Annotated in this window: 19 protein-coding genes and 1 tRNA gene; 13 read left to right on the top strand and 7 right to left on the bottom strand. The window is 71.5% G+C overall.

Features of this window, described 5'->3' with window-relative positions; all coding sequences use genetic code 11:
* Positions 1-112: 112 nt before the first annotated feature.
* Complete coding sequence (locus tag ABT147_RS23970) at positions 113-1,048, bottom strand: NAD(P)-dependent oxidoreductase (RefSeq protein WP_351409396.1); 936 nt, start codon at positions 1,046-1,048, stop codon at positions 113-115.
* Between the two features lie 96 nt (positions 1,049-1,144).
* On the bottom strand, positions 1,145-1,516 hold the full coding sequence (locus ABT147_RS23965) for a hypothetical protein (protein WP_351409394.1): 372 nt from the start codon (positions 1,514-1,516) through the stop codon (positions 1,145-1,147).
* Positions 1,517-1,605: 89 nt separating this feature from the next.
* Between ABT147_RS23965 and ABT147_RS23960 the strand changes: the two genes are divergently transcribed.
* Positions 1,606-2,589 carry a TauD/TfdA dioxygenase family protein gene (locus tag ABT147_RS23960; protein ID WP_351409392.1) on the top strand — a complete coding sequence of 328 codons (984 nt, stop codon included), beginning with the start codon at positions 1,606-1,608 and terminating at the stop codon, positions 2,587-2,589.
* A 77-nt stretch (positions 2,590-2,666) separates the two neighbouring features.
* Here the strand turns inward: ABT147_RS23960 and ABT147_RS23955 are convergent, their stop codons facing one another.
* The 4 genes from ABT147_RS23955 to ABT147_RS23940 all read right to left on the bottom strand — a co-directional run bounded on the left by ABT147_RS23955 (position 2,667) and on the right by ABT147_RS23940 (position 8,663).
* Complete coding sequence (locus ABT147_RS23955) at positions 2,667-4,643, bottom strand: copper resistance CopC/CopD family protein (protein WP_351409389.1); 1,977 nt, start codon at positions 4,641-4,643, stop codon at positions 2,667-2,669.
* Between the two features lie 381 nt (positions 4,644-5,024).
* Positions 5,025-5,546, bottom strand: coding sequence for a cupin domain-containing protein (locus ABT147_RS23950; RefSeq protein ID WP_351409387.1), 522 nt, complete (start codon positions 5,544-5,546; stop codon positions 5,025-5,027).
* A 28-nt stretch (positions 5,547-5,574) separates the two neighbouring features.
* Positions 5,575-6,198: a GNAT family N-acetyltransferase gene (locus ABT147_RS23945; protein ID WP_351409385.1), complete on the bottom strand. Its 624-nt coding sequence runs from the start codon at positions 6,196-6,198 to the stop codon at positions 5,575-5,577.
* A gap of 38 nt (positions 6,199-6,236) precedes the next feature.
* Entirely contained in the window at positions 6,237-8,663 is a 2,427-nt protein-coding gene (locus ABT147_RS23940) for a penicillin acylase family protein (RefSeq protein WP_351409383.1), read from the bottom strand.
* A gap of 119 nt (positions 8,664-8,782) precedes the next feature.
* Between ABT147_RS23940 and ABT147_RS23935 the strand changes: the two genes are divergently transcribed.
* The 4 genes from ABT147_RS23935 to ABT147_RS23920 all read left to right on the top strand — a co-directional run bounded on the left by ABT147_RS23935 (position 8,783) and on the right by ABT147_RS23920 (position 11,928).
* Positions 8,783-9,589: a siderophore-interacting protein gene (locus ABT147_RS23935; RefSeq protein ID WP_351409381.1), complete on the top strand. Its 807-nt coding sequence runs from the start codon at positions 8,783-8,785 to the stop codon at positions 9,587-9,589.
* A 51-nt stretch (positions 9,590-9,640) separates the two neighbouring features.
* Positions 9,641-10,234 (top strand): HhH-GPD-type base excision DNA repair protein, encoded by a 594-nt coding sequence (locus tag ABT147_RS23930; protein WP_351409379.1) that lies wholly within the window; start codon positions 9,641-9,643, stop codon positions 10,232-10,234.
* 592 nt (positions 10,235-10,826) lie between these two features.
* Complete coding sequence (locus ABT147_RS23925; RefSeq protein ID WP_003999914.1) at positions 10,827-11,123, top strand: type II toxin-antitoxin system VapB family antitoxin; 297 nt, start codon at positions 10,827-10,829, stop codon at positions 11,121-11,123.
* Between the two features lie 151 nt (positions 11,124-11,274).
* A complete protein-coding gene (locus ABT147_RS23920) occupies positions 11,275-11,928 on the top strand; it encodes a LytR C-terminal domain-containing protein (protein WP_351409430.1) in 654 nt (217 codons plus the stop codon).
* A gap of 28 nt (positions 11,929-11,956) precedes the next feature.
* Here the strand turns inward: ABT147_RS23920 and upp are convergent, their stop codons facing one another.
* Positions 11,957-12,592: a uracil phosphoribosyltransferase gene (gene upp / locus ABT147_RS23915; RefSeq protein WP_351409377.1), complete on the bottom strand. Its 636-nt coding sequence runs from the start codon at positions 12,590-12,592 to the stop codon at positions 11,957-11,959.
* Positions 12,593-13,240: 648 nt separating this feature from the next.
* Between upp and ABT147_RS23910 the strand changes: the two genes are divergently transcribed.
* The 8 genes from ABT147_RS23910 to ABT147_RS23875 all read left to right on the top strand — a co-directional run bounded on the left by ABT147_RS23910 (position 13,241) and on the right by ABT147_RS23875 (position 18,327).
* Complete coding sequence (locus ABT147_RS23910; protein WP_351409428.1) at positions 13,241-13,438, top strand: hypothetical protein; 198 nt, start codon at positions 13,241-13,243, stop codon at positions 13,436-13,438.
* 374 nt (positions 13,439-13,812) lie between these two features.
* Positions 13,813-14,340, top strand: a complete 528-nt coding sequence (locus tag ABT147_RS23905; RefSeq protein WP_351409426.1) for a tRNA adenosine deaminase-associated protein — start codon at positions 13,813-13,815, stop codon at positions 14,338-14,340.
* 172 nt (positions 14,341-14,512) lie between these two features.
* On the top strand, positions 14,513-14,944 hold the full coding sequence (gene tadA, locus ABT147_RS23900; RefSeq protein ID WP_351409423.1) for a tRNA adenosine(34) deaminase TadA: 432 nt from the start codon (positions 14,513-14,515) through the stop codon (positions 14,942-14,944).
* Between the two features lie 55 nt (positions 14,945-14,999).
* A tRNA-Ser gene (locus ABT147_RS23895) sits at positions 15,000-15,084 on the top strand.
* 149 nt (positions 15,085-15,233) lie between these two features.
* Positions 15,234-15,410 (top strand): hypothetical protein, encoded by a 177-nt coding sequence (locus ABT147_RS23890; RefSeq protein ID WP_033526709.1) that lies wholly within the window; start codon positions 15,234-15,236, stop codon positions 15,408-15,410.
* 55 nt (positions 15,411-15,465) lie between these two features.
* Entirely contained in the window at positions 15,466-15,759 is a 294-nt protein-coding gene (locus tag ABT147_RS23885) for a Dabb family protein (protein ID WP_351409375.1), read from the top strand.
* A gap of 238 nt (positions 15,760-15,997) precedes the next feature.
* A complete protein-coding gene (locus ABT147_RS23880) occupies positions 15,998-16,885 on the top strand; it encodes an RNA polymerase sigma factor SigF (protein WP_351409373.1) in 888 nt (295 codons plus the stop codon).
* Between the two features lie 521 nt (positions 16,886-17,406).
* Positions 17,407-18,327 carry an RNA polymerase sigma factor SigF gene (locus ABT147_RS23875; protein ID WP_351409370.1) on the top strand — a complete coding sequence of 307 codons (921 nt, stop codon included), beginning with the start codon at positions 17,407-17,409 and terminating at the stop codon, positions 18,325-18,327.
* The last annotated feature ends 295 nt before the right edge of the window (positions 18,328-18,622 follow it).

The following is an 18,622-nucleotide window of genomic DNA, read 5'->3' as shown; positions in this document are numbered from 1 at the left end:
CGGGTGCGGAGCCAGACGTTTCTTTCGGTGGCCAGCCGGTCGCGTACGGCGGCGTCGAGCGGAAGCACAGGCGGCCTGCCCCCTGGCTCGCTCTGGCTCTCTGGCCCTGCCCCTAGCCCCGCCCCCGCCCTTCAGCCTCACCCTTGACCGTGCCCCCGTCCCCTGCCTCCCCCTCGTCGAAGCTGGCGAAATACGCGGCGGCCATGTCCTCCTCGGCGTGCCCCTGGGCGGCGGCGCGGGTGAGGCGGGCGGCGCCGGCTGCGGCGATGTCGAGGCGTACGCCGTGTCGCCGGCCGGCCTCGACGATCAGGTGGGCGTCCTTCGCGGCGGTGGAGACGGCGAAGGAGGCCGGGGAGAGACGGCCGTCGAGGATGAGCGCGGACTTGGCGCGCAGATAGCCCATGTCGAGCGGGCCGCCCTCGATGATCTCGAAGAAGGAGTGCGGGTCGACCCCGAGGGCCTGGGAGAGGGCCAGGACCTCCCCGGTCGCGTTGGTGGCGGCGAGCACCCAGCTGTTGGCGACCAGCTTGAGCCGGGTCGCGGTGCCCGCCGCTCCGTCCTCGCCAGTCCAGACGGTACGGGCGCCGACGGCGTCGAAGACGGGCGTCACCGTCCCCCGCCCCTCGACCGGCCCCGCGGCCAGCACAGTCAGCAGCCCCGCCTCGGCGGGCTGCCGTGTGCCGAGGACCGGGGCGTCGTAGAAGAGCAGCCCGTGCTCGGCGGCCAGTCCGGCCAGTCCGGCCACGGCCTCGACACCGGCGGTGGTCGACTGGACCCAGGCCGTGCCGGGGCTCAGCGCGGGCGCCGCCTCCCGGATCACGTCCAGGGCGGCGGCCCCGTCGTACAGGATGGTGAGCACCACATCGGCGCCCCGTACGGCCTCGGCCGGGCTGTCGGCAATCAGGGCACCGTCGGCGGCGAGCGGCTCGGCCTTCTCGCGGGTGCGGTTCCACGCCCGTACGGCATGACCGGCGCGGAGGAGACTGCGGGCCATCGCGGCGCCCATGATGCCGGTACCCAGGACACTTACGGTGAGCTTGTCGGTCATGACGTCAACTTCCTGCCGCGTACAGTGCGTTGGTCCCTGGGCAGTTTCGCAGCCCGGGGTGGGTCGGCGGGTGGTACGACACCGGGCGACGCGGCGTCACTTTGCGGCCGCGCCGACGAGGCCGTCGAGCCAGGCCTGGTGGCCGTTGAGCCTGGGGTTGGGGCGCTCCTGGGCGGGGGCGGGGCGGGGGCGCCGAGCTGGGGCCTGGAACTCGACGACGCGTGCGTCCAGTGGCGGGAACCCGAACGTGCCGAAGCCGAACGCCACGTCCGCCTTGAGCTCGGGCGCGTCGCCGTTCGGGTAGGAGATGTCGGCGACGTTGTCGTAGTACGACTCCCAGGTGGAGGTGTCGGTCAGGTACCGCCAGACCTGGGCCGCGGTGACGCCCCGGACGACGGCCTTCGGTGAACCCTGTGGGGTCAGTGGCCGGCGGCGGTCGTTCAGGACACTTTCCCGGCCTGGTCGCATGCGCGGGCCACACCATGGGAAGACCGGCCTGGTCGCATGCGCGGGCCGCACGATGGATAGGGCGGCCTCGAACGGCGAGCGAGGGAGTGATGGGCATCGACACGAACACGTCCTCGACGGAACCCACGGGCGACGGCGGCCTCGACGTTCGCCCGGCCTCCGGGCACATCGGCGCCGACATCCACGGCGTCGACCTGGCCGGACCGCTCGACGACGAGACCGTCGCCGGAATCCGTGCGGCACTGCTCCGCTGGAAGGTCGTGTTCTTCCGGGGGCAGGAACTGGACCACGCGGGACAGATCGCGTTCGCGCGCCGCTTCGGCGAGCCGATCCGGCTACGTTCGCGGGGCTCGGTCTCGCCCTCCGAGCACCCCGAGATCGAGACGACGGCCGACCGCCAGGAACTGGGCCGCAAACACGGCATGGACCAGGCCGAATGGCTGGAGCGCCGCCGCCACTCCACGCTCCGCGGCTGGCACGCCGATCACACCGCGCGCATCGACCCGCCCGCCCTGACCCTGCTCCGCGCCGAACGCGTACCCCCGTACGGCGGCGACACCACCTGGGCCAACCTCGCCTCCGCCTACGCGGGCCTGTCCGAGCCGGTGCGCCGGTTCGCCGACGGGCTGCGCGCCGAACACCGCCTCGGCGTCGGCTACCTCGCCCGCTCCGGCCCCGACCCCTACCTCCGCCATCTCCAGGACCACCAGGTCGCGTCCGTCCACCCGGTCGTCCGCGTCCATCCCGAGACCGGGGAACGGATCCTGTACGTCAACCCGTACTACGTCGAGAACATCGTCGACGTGACCCGGGCCGAGAGCCGGCTCCTGCTCGAGATGTTCGTCGAGCAGATCACGCGCCCCGAGTACACGGTCCGCTTCCGCTGGGAGCCGGGTTCCGTGGCCCTCTGGGACAACCGGGCCACCGTCCACCTCGCCCCCAACGACACCGCCCACCTGGACTTCCCGCGCATCATGCACCGCGTCATGGTCGCCGGGAACCCGCCCGTCGGCGTGGACGGCACCCCGTCGAAGTCGCTCTGCGGCCGCCCGCTGCACGACCGGAACGAGTAGCCGTCGGCGGTTGCGTATTTGATGGTGGGTGGCGGGTGGTGGATCGTCGGGATGGTGGATCGTCGGGGTGAGGCCGGCTAGCTCACCCGTACCGACTTCTCCACCGTGACCTGGTCGATCTCCGTCGTACGGACCGTGAGCTTCATCGTCCACTTGCCGGGCAGGGGGAGTTGGAGGGTGTCGGTGGCCCAGTAGCCGCCGCGGTTGGTGAGCTTGGCGTCGATGGGGCCGATCTTCTGGGCCCGCAGGGTGAAGGTGAGACGCAGTTCGGGGACGGTCGCGATGCCGTCGTCGGGGCCGAAGACCACGGCCTGCACCGAGTTCTTGCCCACGCGTCCGGGGCCCAGGTCGATCTGGACCTTGCCGTGGCCGTTCGGGGTGCCGACGTCGAAGGGGACGGCCACCGAGGAGGCCGTGATCTCACCGGCCGCCGCGTCCGCGCTCTCCTTCGCGATCTCCGCCGCCGCCCGGCCGGGCAGGGTCCCCGTCAGCACGGTGGTGATCACCAGCACGACGACCGCGACGGTGAACTCCGCGAGCACGGACCCCCGAAGGCGCCGGCGCTGCGGATCGGCGGGGGCGTCCTCGGCCGGTGAGTCCGTGGACGCGTCCTCGGCCGGTGACTCCGCCGACGCGACCTCGCCGTTGTCCACGGCACCGTCAACGTCACCGGAAGGCCCGTCGTCGGCGCCGTCCGAGACCTTGCTGCCCACGGCCCCCACCCGCTCGGGCACCCGCGCCGCCACCGCCACGGCCGCCCGCTCGGAGGCCTCGGCGCGATCGGTGACCTGCACCGCCTGATCGCCGACCTGGGCGGCCCGATCGGCTGTCGTCACCGAACCCGCGGCCTCCACCTCGGCCCCCGCCGACGCCGCCCCGACCGAACCCGCCCCCAACCGCCCCGTCCAGCGCCGTGAGAACGCCGCCGCGACCAGCAAGAGCAGTACCGCGACCAGCTTGGCGACGAGGACCTCCCCGTACGCCGTGGAGGTGAAGGCGGACCAGGAGCCGAGGCCGCGCCAGGACTGGTAGACGCCGGTGACGACGAGGACGATCACCGAGGCGAAGGCGAGCCGGGAGAAGCGGGTGACCACGGCGACCGAGAGGGTGTTCGGCGCCCGGTACAGCACGGTGAGCAGCGCGGTCAGCCCGCCCAGCCAGACGGCCATGGCGAGCAGATGCAGCACGGAGGAGGTCATCGCGACCGGCACCTGGATACCGGCGGAGGCGTGCTCGGCCGCCGCCCAGGTACCGGCGAGACCGACGGAGAGCAGGGCTCCGCAGACGAGCGCGCCCTTCCCCCACTCCTCCCGCTCGCCCCGCCGGCCCACGCGTACGAGCAGGACGGCGGCCACCGCGAGCAGCGCCAGCCGGGCCAGCAGCGCGAGCCCCGGCCGGCTGACCATCGTGTCGCGCAGGACGGAGAGGTCGAGGGCGGCTCCGATGCCACTGCCCCGCTCGTACGGTCCGCGGAGCAGCAGCAGAACCGCCGAGGCCAGCAGCAGGGCCAGCCATCCCCCCAGCAGCAGCTTGCGCAGCACCGCGCTCGGGCCCCCGAGCACGACCGCCAGGAAGAAGGTCACGCCGATGAGCAGGGCGAGGGCGCCGTACGCGAAGTAGCGGGTGATGTCGTAGAGGGATGAGGTGAGCGGGTCCTCGGTGAGGTCGGCGGGGAGGACCGCGGCGGTCGCGGAGGGCTCGCCGATGGAGAAGATCAGGGCACCCGAGATGGGGTGGCTGTCGGCGGAGACCACGCGCCAGGCGATCGTGTACGTGCCGTCGCCGAGGCCGGTGGGCAGGGTGACACGTGCCGTGTCGGAACGGCCGCCCGCACGCCCCGGCTTGCCCGTGTCGACGGCCCGGTTCTCCGGGTCGACGACGCGGATGGAGTCCTCCAGGAGGCTTACCGACTCGGTGAAGCGGAGGGTGACGTCCCGGGGAGCGGCGTCGAGGACGCTTCCGTCGACGGGATCGCTTCCCTTGAGAGCGGCGTGCGCGGACGCGGTACCCGCCCCGCCGAGGAGGAACAGGACCAGCACGGTGCCCAGCAGCACCAGGCGCTGAACCCCTCGGCCCCGGCCGCCGATGTGGCCTCCGGTCCGACTGCCGACCCGGCCACTGATCCGGCTCCCGGTCCGGCCTCCGTGTCCACCGGTGGCCCCGCCGGTTCCGCCATGTCGCCTCGCGCCCCTGCCTGTATCCCTGTCTGTATCCCTGTCCGCGCCCCGGTCCGTACCCTCGACCGGGTCGCTGACTGGATTGCTGGCTGGGTCGCTGTACCTGCGTCGGTCCACGTAGTGCTCCGGATCCACGGTCGCCGGCTCTCGGACTCCTCGAACAGGTACGCACGCCACGAACGCCGCGTTCAACGCGATCCGCACCGGCCCACCCCCCTCTCTGCGCCTACGCCCCTGCGCGCCTACGCACCTCCGGACCTACGCCCGCCCCAGCTCCCCTATCTCGACGGCCCGGTCCGGATACAGCGGCGCCAGCTCCGCGGCGTCCCCGTGCTCGTATCCCTCGAAGGTGAACCCGGGCGCCATCGTGCACCCGAACAACGTCCAGCCTCCGCCACCCCCACTGCCATCACCACCACTGCCACCTCCACTGCCACCGCCCAGGACTCGCGCCCCCATCCACGTCCCGGCGGGCACGACGTACTGCACGTGCTGCCCGGCGAGCACGTCCGGCCCGAGGACGACGACCCGCGAGGACCCGTCCGGGGCGAGGAGCAGCATCCGGAGCGGATCGCCGAGGTGGTAGTGCCAGATCTCGTCGCCGGGCAGCCGGTGCAGCGCGGAGTAGTCGCCCGGCTCGGTGGTGAGCAGCGCGACGATCGCGGTCCCCTCCGGCCGCCCGTCGCCCCGATCGGGCCCCGCCCACGTCTGCCGGAAACGTCCGCCTTCGCGCGGTATGGGCTCCAACTCGTAGTGCGCTATGAGGTCTTCGGGAGTCATTCGCCCGAGGCTACGCCCACCACCCGAACTACTGACCGAACCGTCGACCGAGCGCGCCCTCCCTCCGCAAGAACGCCAACTGGGCACGCTTCTCGGGCAGATACACCTCCGGCAGATCGATCTCCGGCAGCACGACGACCGGCCCGCGCTCGAACCCGTGCCGCGCGAACCGCGCGATCGCCCGCTCGTTCCGCTCGTCCGGATCGACGACGACCCGCGACCGGTCCAGCCCGACCAGCACGTACGACGTGAACGCGTCCAGCACCGAGGACGACCACCCCGGCCGCTCTCCGCCGACCCCGGCGGGCGCCAGGAGCACATGGACGCCGATGTCACCGGGCTCGACCTCGTAACACTCGCCGACCCGGTCGGCCTCCGGCTCGTACGTCTGCAGCAGCCCGACGGGCTCGCCGTCGTGCACCGCGAGGTAGGCGTGGTGGGTGTCGAAGGCCTCCAGCCCCTCGTACACCTCCCGCACCTGCTCCCGCGTGAACCCGTTCATGCCCCAGAACGCGGCCCTCGGCTCACTCACCCAGCCATGCACCACCTCGGCATCGGCCTTCGCGTCCAACGGCAGGATCCGCAAGGTCCCGAACCCGTCGACCACCTGCTCATGAACGGCCACACGGCCCCCGTACGACTCAACGGTCATGGCGCTTCTCCTCGCTGTTCCGGCTGTTCCAGCTGTTCTCACTGCTCCGGCTGTTCTCGCCGTTCCGGTCGTTCTCGCTGTTCCGATCGCCCTCGCCGCTCCGGTCGCCCTCGCCGCTCCCGTCGCTCGTCCTTGGTGAGGCGGTTCCAGTCCGTGACGACCGGTACGAGATCTCCCCTGAGCCACAGGGGGAGTTGATCGCGGTGGTGGGCCGATCCGCCCACGCCGGACGCCCCGAACGGCACCACCCAGAGGCTGTCCTCGCGCCGGGCCAGATCCCAGACGTAGCGGGCGGCGGGCCCGCGTGCGCTGAGGTCGGTGATGCCGGGGACGGCGGAGGTGCAGAGCACACAGTCGTGGTCACCGCCGAGCCCCGGCTCGGCGTGGGGCGCGTCCGGGTCGGCGCCAGGGAGCGCACGCCACGGCGCGAGCCGGTGGCGGTCGCCCCAGCGCCCGGACTCGGCGCCGGCGGTCTCCTCCAGCGCCTCGCGTACGAGCGCGGCCCGGTCGATCCCGTACAACTCCTCGGCCCTGAGCAGATGTTCGAGCGCGAACCCGATCCGGACGGTGAGCGAGAGCCACGGCCGGAAGACCTCGGGGTACGCCGGCGGCACGGCCAGCGCCGCGAAGGCGGGCTCCGCCGCGAGCCGCCGTACGACCGCTCCGCGCAGCGCCGCGTACGCCGCCGCCTCGACGCTGTCGGCCTCCATCCGCCGGTCCCAGCGCAGAAGCCGGTCGCGGAGCGCGGCCGCGGCCGGGGTGAGAGGCACGGAACTCTCGGGGCCGCCGTTGGGGGCGTAAACGGTGTCGACGTTGACGGTGTCGGCGCGGACGGCGTCCCTGGCGAGGGCGGTGTCGGTGAGAGCGGCCAGATGGTCCAACAGAGGCCCGGCGGAGGCCAGTTCGGTGTCCATGTGCACGGTCGGCATGTCCGGGGCGGACCACACCCGCTTCTCGTCCAGCAGCGCGCGGATACGTTCGGCGCGGTGCGGCGGGGCGAACTCCACGCCCAACGGGGTCGCCGGACCCCGCTGGTTGGCCATCACCGCGACCCCGTCCTCGAACGTGCCGTACGGCGTCTCGTGCCACCCCTCCCACTCGTGCCCCGGTTCCCAGGCCACGACCACCCGCGTCCGGTTGTCCCGGCTCCGCACCGGCACCCGCCCCGCCACCCGGTGCAGCACCCCGCCCCTCGTGTCCGCGGCCTGTACGACGTTCACCGGCTCGGCCCACCGGTCGAACGCCCGGTCCACATCGGCGACTTCCCGGGCCCGGAGGAGAGGAAGGAGCGCGCTGATCCCGAGGTCCTCGGTCACACGGGGTGGATAGCGGAGGCTGAGCGGACCGACCGGATCAAGACCGGAGCCGGAGCCGGAGCCGGAGCCAGAATCGGTGTCGGTGTCGGTGTCGGCGGCGGTCTGGTCCATAGGTGGAACGGTCTTGTCCACAGGTGGAACGCGAGGCTCCAAGCCCCCGATGACGACCGGCCCCCGGGCGGTCTCGATCACCTCCACCTCCACGGGCTCCCCGCCCGCGACCTCGATGATCTCCACATGCCGGTGCACGGCCCGCCACACCCCGTCCGGATCGAGCGCCTCGACGACACCCTCGCCACCCCCGTCGCCCTCCTCGCCGTGGCGCAGCCGCTCCCGGTACAGGTCCTGATAGTCGGCCATGGCGTTGGTGATGGCCCAGGCCACGCCGCCGGTGTGACCGAAGTGGGCGATGCCGGGCAGGCCCGGTACGGCGAGGCCGACGACGTCGAACTCGGGGCAGGAGAGGTGGATCTGCTGGTAGACGCCGGGTTCCTCGATGAACCGGTGCGGGTCACCGGCGATGACGGCCCGCCCGGTGGTCGTACGGGACCCGTCGACGAGCCACCCGTTGCTGCCGGAGGTGGCGGGCCCGTCAGTGGCGAAGAGCCCGACCGCGTCGGCGCCGAGATGCCGTACCGCCTCCTCGCGCCAGAGCTTGGCGGGGAACCCGGCGAACAGGATGTGCGTGGCGAGCCAGACGCCGAGCGGATGCCAGGCCTCCCAGCGCCCCGGCGCGATCCCGGCGCGCTCGAACTCGGGCGCGCGCCGCCGGCCCTCGACCAGCCCCTCCTCCAGCCCCTCCTCCAGCCCGTCGTTCACGCCCTCGACGTACGCCCGGACCCAGTCGGCGGTCTCCGGGTCCGTTCTCTCCAGCCGGGCGAAGCATCTTCGGGCCGTGTCCTCCAGCCGGGCCCGTCTCGCGAACCGGTCCCAGCCGAGCGCGTCCACGCCGAGGAAGGCGGCCGAGGTGCCCTGCACGCGGTGGCGTTCGACCTCCAGCTGCCAGGCACGGTCGAGGGCGGTGACCCGGCCCTGGGCGTGCGCGAGCGCGCGGGCGTCGGCGGCGCGGAGGTGCGGGATACCCCAGGCATCGCGATAAGTGCCGTAATCCCTGTAGCCCCCGTAGTCCCCGTAGTCCCCGTGGCTCATATCGTTCCCCTGAGCCCGGCCCCGCGCACCGCTGTCCCGCATCCTGCATCCCGTCTCTAATTAGGTTAGCCTCACCTAATCAACTCGTGATCAAAGCGTACGTGAAGGGTGCAGAAGCCATGGGGCAGGGGCACGGCTGGGAGGGAGCGGTCCTCAAACTGCTCCGGGGGAAGGACTTCGTCTTCACGGTGACCGGGGCGGAACAGGTCACCGAGCACTACCGGCGGGTCCACCTCACCGACGGCGGCATGCTCGCGGTGACCGGCGTCCACCCGACGATGTGGGTACGCCTCTGGTTCGACGCGGCCGGCAAACCGCACCAGCGGGCGTACACCCTCGTCGACCCCGACCCGGTCGCCGGCACCTTCAGCTTGGAGTTCGCCCTCCACGACGGCCACGCCAGCGACTGGGCCCGCGCCGCGAAGCCCGGCGACACCATCGAGGCCACGGTCCACGGCACCGCCTTCACCGACCCCGACCCGGCCCCCTCCCACATCCTCGCCATCGGCGACCCGGCCTCCCTCCCGGCCATCAACTCCCTCCTCGGGGCGATCCCGTCCGCCCCGGCGACGATCTGGTTCGAGACGTCACCGGAGCCGGGACCGTCGACGGAGACGGAGACGGAGACGGGGCCGGAGACGGGGCCGGGGCCGGGGCCAGGAGCCGACGCCTCCGGAGCAGACGGACTCCCCCTCCGCCTCGACCCCGCCCGCCACGACTTCCGCCCGGTCCCACGCCAGGACGCCGGCGCCCGCCTCCTCACCCAGGTGAAGGCCGACGCCCCCGCCCTCCTCGAAATCACCCCCGACCCCTACGTCTGGATCGCCTGCGACACCGCGACGACCCGCTCCCTGACGGCGTACTTCCGCAAGGAACTGGGCCTGCCGAAGCAACGGATACACGCGCTGGGCTACTGGCGCCCGTAACCGCGTACGGGCCGGGCTGCGGCGTGCCGCCCGGCGCGCGATCATCGGGTCATGGACGTCACCCTTCACCTCGCCCAGGACCCCGAGGCGGACGAACTCCTCGGCCGCAGTCCGCTCGCCGCGCTGGTCGGCATGCTGCTGGACCAGCAGGTGCCGATGGAGTGGGCGTTCAAGGGCCCCTGGACCATCGCCCAACGGCTCGGCGCCGACGACCTGGACGCCCAGGAGATCGCGGCGACGGACCCGGAGTCCTTCGCCGCGCTGCTGTCCGCCAAACCGGCGGTACACCGCTACCCCGGCTCCATGGCCAAACGCATCCAGCAGCTGTGCCAGTACCTCGTCGACCACTACGACGGCGACGCGAGCGCGGTCTGGCGGGACGCGACGACCGGCGGGGAACTCCTCTCCCGCCTCGAATCCCTCCCCGGCTTCGGCCGGCAGAAGGCCCAGATCTTCCTGGCCCTCCTCGGCAAACAACTCGGCGTCCACCCCACGGGCTGGCGCGAAGCCGCCGGCTCCTATGGCGACCCCGACTCCTACCGCTCCGTCGCCGACATCAAGGGCCCCGACTCCCTGGCCAAGGTCCGCGCCCACAAACAGGAGATGAAGGCGGCGGCGAAGGCCGCGAAGGCCGCCGGCAAGTAACCGGCGACAGCCCAGCACCCGCCCCGACGCGCCACCGCCCCCTCCGCGCCGTCCCGAACACCGACCGACTGATCTCCCGGCCCATCCGGCTCCCCGACGACCGGGCCAGAGACTCGAAGATTGAAGACCCCGGGACCACAGCGGACGCGGACGCGGATGCCGACGCGGATGCCGACGCGGACCCAGCCCGCGACTCGGACCCGGACGACGCCGCCGATCGGGCTGCTTGCCACCCATCGCCACTCACCGCCACTCACCTCGAACCCGTCGCCCCCGGAGGACTGCCAGAGAACTGCCAGAGAACTGCCGGAAGCCCGCGGAAGGCGTCCCGGCGACATCGCGGCGCCCCTCCGGAGAAGTCCGGGCCAAGCCCCGAAGAAGCCCCGGACAAGCGGGAGCGCGGCCGTCGAGAATCACCGACGGCACTTCCCGGGGAACCCGCCGCGCCCCCGAAAAGACCCCGCCGGGCACCCATGACCACCACCGGACCCCCACAGAATCACCGCTTTGTCCCACATTGCGGCGCCTTTTCCGGGGTCGCACTCCGTCGCCATGGCTGCGCCCGGAACGTCTCGACCGGTAGGCTTTCCGTGTGATCTTCAAGCGCATCGGAAACGGCCGGCCGTACCCCGACCACGGCCGGGAAAGCACCCGGCAGTGGGCGGACGTCGCGCCGCGCCCGGTCCGCCTCGATCAGCTCGTGACGACCAAGGGGCAGCTGGACCTGGAGACCCTCCTCGCCGAGGACTCCACCTTCTACGGCGACCTCTTCGCGCACGTGGTGAAGTGGCAGGGCGATCTGTACCTGGAGGACGGCCTCCACCGCGCGGTCCGCGCGGCCCTCCAGCAACGCCAGGTGCTGCACGCACGCGTCCTCGAACTGGACTAGCCCCGCCCCTTCACCAGCCTTCCGGGCCCTCCACCGGCGCCCGCCGGTTGGCCCTTTCGGGTTGGACTGCCGCGCGGTGAATGATCATCTAGTAGGCATCACCGTCCAACGGCACTACGCTGCGCCCATGAGCATGCTGACTCCTCCTGGCATGGGCGGCCAGTACCGGATCACGGGGGACAAGTACCCGAGGCTTCGCCGGCCCAAGAGGCGTCGCAGGCTCGTCCTCGCGGTCGTCGCGTCCGTGACCGCGCTGGGCCTCGTCGGCTGGGGAACCCTGCAGCTCATCGACGTCTTCACCGGTGACGAGGACCAGGCAGCGGCGGCGGGCCCCAAGGCGGACTGCGCGACCCGGGTGAGCCCGTCCCCGAAGGCGAGCGGATCGGCCGGAGAGTCCGGGAAGTCCGGGACCGCCGCGAAGGGCCTGCCCGCACCCGGCAAGATCACCGTCAACGTCCTCAACGCCACGCCCCGCGCCGGTCTCGCCAAGGAGACCGCCGACGAGCTGAAGAAGCGCGGCTTCCGCATCGGGAACGTGGGCAACGCGACCAAGGAGTACGACAAGAAGGTCAAGGGCGCCGCGATACTGCTCGGCGCGAAGGCCGCCGAGGACGCGGCGCTGGCCGTCCTCAACACCCAGCTCTCCGGCGCGCGGCTCAAGACCGACGGCCGTAAGAAGGCCACCGAGGTGGACCTCGTCATCGGCACCGGCTTCAAGGCCCTCAGCGAGCAGAAGGACGCCGGCAAGGCCCTGGCCGCACTGACCAGTCCCGAGCCGACGCCCACCGCGACGAAGACCTGCTGACGCGAGCCCGTGAGGACCCCTCAGGGGGTTACTCGGCGGCGCCGTACAGCCGGTCGCCCGCGTCTCCCAGGCCCGGCACGATGTAGCCGTGCTCGTTGAGGCGCTCGTCGACGGCGGCGGTCACGACCGTCACCGGGGCGCCCGCCAGCTCGCGCTCCATGACCTCGACACCCTCGGGGGCGGCCAGGAGCACCACGGCGGTCACATCGTCGGCGCCGCGCTTGATCAGCTCACGGATCGCGGCGACGAGGGTGCCGCCCGTGGCGAGCATGGGGTCGAGGACGTACACCTGACGCCCGGAGAGGTCCTCGGGCATACGGGTGGCGTACGTGGAGGCCTCCAGCGTCTCCTCGTTGCGGATCATGCCCAGGAAGCCCACCTCGGCGGTCGGCAGCAGCCGGACCATGCCGTCGAGCATGCCGAGGCCGGCCCGGAGGATCGGCACGACGAGCGGGCGGGGGTGGGAGAGCTTGACGCCCGTGGTCGAGGCGACCGGCGTCGTGATGTCGACCAGCTCGGTGCGTACGTCCCGCGTGGCCTCGTAGGCGAGCAGGGTGACCAGCTCGTCGGCGAGGCGACGGAAGGTCGGGGAGTCGGTGCGCTGGTCGCGCAGCGTGGTGAGCTTGTGAGCGACCAAGGGGTGGTCGACGACGTGGAGGCGCATGTCCACAACAGTAACTGGGGCCACACCCCCGGGCGCCCCCTCACCGACCGCCCTCCCGCCTCGCCCTCCCGATGGCATCAAACCCGCCGTCGGAGGGAAAGTGGGATGAACGGAGCGGCGACGGAAGAACCGACGCCTGACGGTGGTGAGCCCATGCCAGACACGAACAACGCTTCCCCACGCCTACGGGGCACCGGCAGGCCACCCGACCGAGCATCCGCCACCGACCGACAACAGACGGCCGAACGCGGACACCCACGCCCCGACAAGCCACCCCGCCCACCCGGCACAACGCCCCGCACGGCCGACAGGTCAGCGCGGACGGCCGACAGGCCCGCGCGGACGGCAGACAGGCCCGCGCGGACGGCAGACAGGCCCGCGCGGACGGCAGACAGGGCACCCCGCACGGCCGAGAAGCCCCCACGGCCGAACACCGCGCCGACGCGCCCGCCCGACAGAACAGCTCGGGCTTCCGACAGAACGACTCGGGCCTCCGGCGGGACAGCGAGGACAGCGGCCGGTGCGGCATCCGAGACCGGCAGGGCGGCGCGGACGGGCACTACGGCGGGACGGACGGAAGGTCGGACGGTGGGGACGGACGGTCGGGCGGGGCGGGTGTCTGGTGAGTCGGTGCGGGGCGACGACGAGGTGACGGGGCGTACGGCCACGGGCGAGGGGGCGCGGGGTGCCGGGCGGGAGGAGAGCGATGCCGCGCGCCGACGGCGGCGGGCGCAGTTCCTGCGGGAGCTGACGGAGGCACGCGAGCTGCGCGACCGGGTCCAGCCGCGCCGCGCCAAGGCCGCCCGGCTCCGCCACGCCATGCGGATGCGCACGTTCCGCTGGTGAACCCGGGCGAACCGGGCACCGCCGACTGACCCCTCCCTCTCCCCTCTCCCTCCCCGACCGGCCCTTCCAGGCACCCCCGGTGGGGCCCGTGTGACGTGTTCGTGGGGTATGTGTGGGGCGTTCACGGGGTGGTCGTGCATATACGGCCAGGAACTCCGCGTACGATCCGCTGGTGGCGGCAACAGGTGCGCAGGTGAACGGCGGACCCACCGGCGATCAAAAGAGCCGGACACAGGGAGCCGAAGACGTCCCCTGGGCGCTCTGTTTCTGCCACGATTCCGAGTGGGTGGGGCTCGGACCGCAAGCCTCCCCACCCACAGCCTCCGCCGGGGGGACCCCCAACCGGCACACCTATGACCAGTGGGAGAGTCACGGTGTACTTCGCCGCACTGCTCGCGCGCACCGAAGACGGGTGGGAAGCGAGCGACACAGAGCTCGACGATGTGGAAACCCTGTCGGATCTGGCCGACCTGGCCCGTGAAGCCTCGCCCGGCGACGACACGGTGCTGGTGCTCATCGAGCAGGAGGACGCCTGGTTCGGCGTCGTCCGCATCGATGGCGAGGACGACCCTCGTATCTACGTGTCGGACGCCGCCGCCGCTGCCCGCAGCAGCTACGGCGAGATCCTGCTCACCGACGAACTGCTCGGAAGGGAGCCCGGCGACGACGACACCGACCTGGACGCCCTCGACCTCGACGGCACCGAGGACGGTGAGTCCGACTCCGACGACGATGACGACACGTCGGCCGAGGCCGTGCCGCACAGCCCGGTGGGCGACACCGAGATCCTCGACGACCTGGGGGTGGGCGAGAAGGAGCTGCGCGCTCTCGACGCCGACGACGCCCTCAGCTCGATCGCCGAGGCACTCGGAGCGTCGGAGGTCCTGGAGACGGTCCGCTGAGTCCGTCCAGTCCACCGAATCAGCCGAGTCCGCCAAGCCCACCGAGTCCGACGGCTGCGTTCCCCCGGTGACCGATGCATCAGACGCGTCCGACGCGTCCAACACGTCCGACGCGACCGACGCGGAGGCACCGGGCGGACCCGACCCGGTACGCGACCGCTGGCGGCCCGCGATGCGGCTCGCCCTGGCCGAGGCCGGGCGGGCCGCCGAGGGCGGTGACGTCCCGGTCGGCGCGGTCGTCCTGTCCCCGGACGGCACGACCGTACTGGCCACCGGGCACAACGAACGCGAGGCGACCGGCGACCCGACCGCCCACGCGGAGGTGCTGGCCGTCCGCCGGGCCGCCGCGCGGCTCGGCGAGTGGCGGCTGACCGGCTGCACCCTGGTCGTCACCCTCGAACCCTGCACGATGTGTGCGGGCGCACTCGTGCAGTCCCGGGTCGACCGGGTCGTCTACGGCGCCCGCGACGAGAAGGCCGGCGCCACCGGCTCCCTCTGGGACGTCGTACGCGACCGCCGTCTCAACCACCGCCCCGAAGTCGTCGAGGGCGTCCTCGCCGACGACTGCGCCCGGCTCCTCACCGAGTTCTTCCGCGCCCGTTGAGGCCCCGGCAATACCGATTTCAAAGCACGCCCCACCTTGTTGTAAGGTCTCTCTCGGTAGCGTGTCCGAGCGGCCGAAGGAGCTCGCCTCGAAAGCGAGTGTGGCGCAAGTCACCGAGGGTTCAAATCCCTCCGCTACCGCTGAAGAAGGGTCCCGTCGTCAGGCGGGGCCCTTCCTGCGTCTCCGGGCTCTGCCGTCTCTCCCTACGAACGCATGATCGGGTTACACTCGCGGCCGACAAAGAGGGACCGATAGGGCCCACGGGGCACAAGAGGCGGGGGAGGCCGCGGTGGCGGTGCAGGGGAAGAAGATCGCGCTGTACGTGCTCGTGGTCTTCGTGCTCTACGTGATCATCACGGACCCGGCCAAGGCCGCCGACTACGTCCAGATAGGGTTCGAGGGCGTCTCCAACGCGGCCCAGTCCATCGGCGACTTCTTCACCTGGATCGCCGACGGGGCCGAATAGCCCCGAAGCGGCCCCCTTCCTCCGCAGCACCTCGTACGACCTCCCCGGAGCACCCATGATCCGCCACCTGGTCCTCTTCAAGCTCAACGAGGGCGTCGAGCGCGACGACCCGCGGGTCGTGAAGGGTGTGGACGCCTTCCGCGCCCTCGAAGGCCGGATCCAGGGGATCCGCTTCTGGGAGCTGGGCTGGAACGTCAGCGACCGCCCCATCGCCTACGACTTCGCCATCAACTCCGCCTTCGACGACGCGGACGCGCTCCGCACGTACGTCGAGCACCCGGACCACCAGGCGGGCGTCACCCTGTGGCGCGAGTTCGCCAAGTGGATCATCGCCGACTACGAGTTCTGAGCCGCGCGAGGAGTCCTGAGCCGCGCGACCAGTACTGAACCGCGCGCGAGCAGTGCTCAGTACCGACGCGCCTCCGGGCCATACGGCCGTATCTTTCGCCCCGCACTCGAACAGTGCGGGGCTTTTTACACCCAATTGCCCTTCCCATCCTTAACTCTTGCTCAACACGGCTATATGCGGTGCTTGATCACAGTGCACATGTCTTGTGATGCTATGACCGCTTTTGACGGTTGAGTTGATGGATGAAGAGGTGGCGTTGACCGTGTCGGCCAGTACTGCGCCTCCCCAGGAAGAAGTCCCGGCTCCCGACCCCGCGTCGGCCCAGGTCACGGCCCAGGCCAGCGCCCCAGCCCCGGAGAAACGTCGCGGCGCCGACACCCGGGCCCTCACCCAGGTGCTGTTCGGTGAGCTGAAGCATCTGGCGCCCGGCACTCCGGAGCACAACCGCGTGCGGGGGGCGCTTATCGAGGCGAACCTCCCGCTCGTGCGCTACGCGGCCGCCCGCTTCCGCTCCCGCAACGAGCCCATGGAGGACGTGGTCCAGGTCGGGACCATCGGACTGATCAACGCCATCGACCGGTTCGACCCGGACCGGGGCGTGCAGTTCCCGACCTTCGCGATGCCGACCGTCATCGGCGAGATCAAGCGGTACTTCCGCGACAACGTCCGCACGGTCCACGTCCCGCGTCGGCTGCACGAGTTGTGGGTCCAGGTGAACAGCGCGACCGAGGACCTCACCACCGCCTTCGGGCGCACCCCCTCCACCGCCGAGATCGCCGAGCGGCTGCGCATCACTGAGGAGGAGGTCCTGTCCTGCATCGAGGCCGGCCGCTCGTACCACGCGACCTCCCTGGAGGCGGCCCAGGAGGGCGACGGGATGCCGGGGCTGCTCGACCGGCTCGGCTACGAGGACCCCGAGCTGGACGGCGTCGAACACCGTGACCTCGTACGGCATCTCCTCGTCCAGCTTCCCGAGCGCGAACAGCGGATCCTCCTGCTCCGCTACTACAGCAATCTGACGCAGTCGCAGATCAGCGCGGAGCTCGGGGTCTCCCAGATGCATGTGTCGCGGCTGCTGGCCCGGAGCTTCGCGCGGCTGCGGTCGGCCAACCGGATCGAGGCGTAGGCGCTCCGCTCGGGGGTGGGGCGCCTACTCGTCTGCCGGGTTTCCGTGGTTTCGCGGGTACGGGTTCGCGCGTGGCCGGTCGCGCAGTTCCCCGCGCCGCTTTGGGGCGCTGCCCCGGGGGCCCGGTGGGTGACCTTCGGTAACCGAGGCCCTCCGAAAGGTCCCGGATGGACCATGGGGCACGCGGGGCGCACGATGGCAGGCGGGGCGCACAGAATCGGCCAGCGGTGCGCGTGTGCAGGCCATGGGCGTGACCGAATGCGCTGTCGAGATGTCACCGGTGAGAGCGAATCGCTCATTGACGGTTTTTCCGACGGATCTGCGCTGAAAACCCATCAGACCATCTGTTTCCAGGGCCTATTCACCCTCTCCATGTCGACATGTCACTACATCGTGTTGCCGACGTGTGACATTCTCTCCCCAGCGCGTTTGCCGTGGCCTCGCCGCCGGTATTCAGGTGGAGGCTGCGTTCCTTACGACGGAGCGTCCGCCGCGACCGTCCGCGACCCAAAGGGGGTGGCATGTCCGCAGACCAGGGCAGCTCGAAGGTGCTCACGCTCGACAAGAGCGAGACCGCGCCCGACGCTATCCAGGCCCCTCAGGACCTTCAGGCGCTTGAGGGCCTTCCCGGTCCCCAGGCTCCGCCGGTGACTGACCTTCCGGCCTTGTCGGCCTCGGCGAACATCGACACCCGCACCCTGTCCCGCTCCCTGTTCCTGCGGCTGGCCGCACTCGACGAGAACAGCCCCGAGCGTGCCTATGTCCGGGACACCCTCATCGAGCTCAACCTCCCGCTGGTGCGTTACGCCGCCGCACGTTTCCGGTCGCGCAACGAGCCGATGGAGGACATCGTCCAGGTCGGAACGATCGGCCTGATCAAGGCGATCGACCGCTTCGACTGCGAACGGGGCGTGGAGTTCCCGACGTTCGCGATGCCGACGGTCGTGGGCGAGATCAAGCGGTTCTTCCGCGACACCTCGTGGTCGGTGCGGGTTCCGCGCCGGCTGCAGGAGCTGCGGCTGGCCCTCACCAAGGCCAGTGACGAGCTGTCCCAGAAGCTGGACCGCTCCCCGACGGTCACCGAACTCGCCGCGGTGCTGGGTGTGTCGGAGGAGGACGTCGTCGACGGCCTCGCCGTCGGCAACGCGTACACGGCGTCGTCGCTGGACTCGCCGGCCCCCGAGGACGACGGCGGCGAGGGCTCCCTCGCGGACCGCCTCGGCTACGAGGACACGGCGCTGGAGGGCGTGGAGTACCGGGAGTCGCTGAAGCCGCTGCTGGCCAAGCTGCCGCCGCGGGAGCGTCGGATCATCATGCTCCGGTTCTTCGCGAACATGACGCAGTCGCAGATCGGCGAAGAGGTCGGCATCTCCCAGATGCACGTCTCCCGCCTGCTCACCCGGACCCTGGCCCAGCTCCGCGAGGGCCTGATCTCGGACTGAGCCCAACCACCACGTTGACACGTGACCGCCGGGGTGCCCTTGCAGGGGGCGGCCCGGCGGTTGTCGTACGTGGGTGAGGGGTGCGTTTGGGTGGGTGGGTGCGGGTCCGGTGGGGGCTGGTCGCGCAGTTCCCCGCGCCCCTAAAAGATTCAGGCCCTGGCGGGCCTGAAGGACCACGGCTCGGGCGCACGAAGGACCACGCCCTGCGGGTCTGAAAGGCGACGGGCTGCGGCATGAAAGGCGACCGGCCTGCGGGCCGGAAGGCGGGCGGGGCTGCGGCATGAGAAGCGTGGGG

The sequence above is a fragment of the Streptomyces sp. NPDC001868 genome (genome assembly GCF_040297125.1).
In the GTDB taxonomy this organism is placed as follows: domain Bacteria; phylum Actinomycetota; class Actinomycetes; order Streptomycetales; family Streptomycetaceae; genus Streptomyces.
This window is presented reverse-complemented; position numbering and strand designations above follow the sequence as displayed.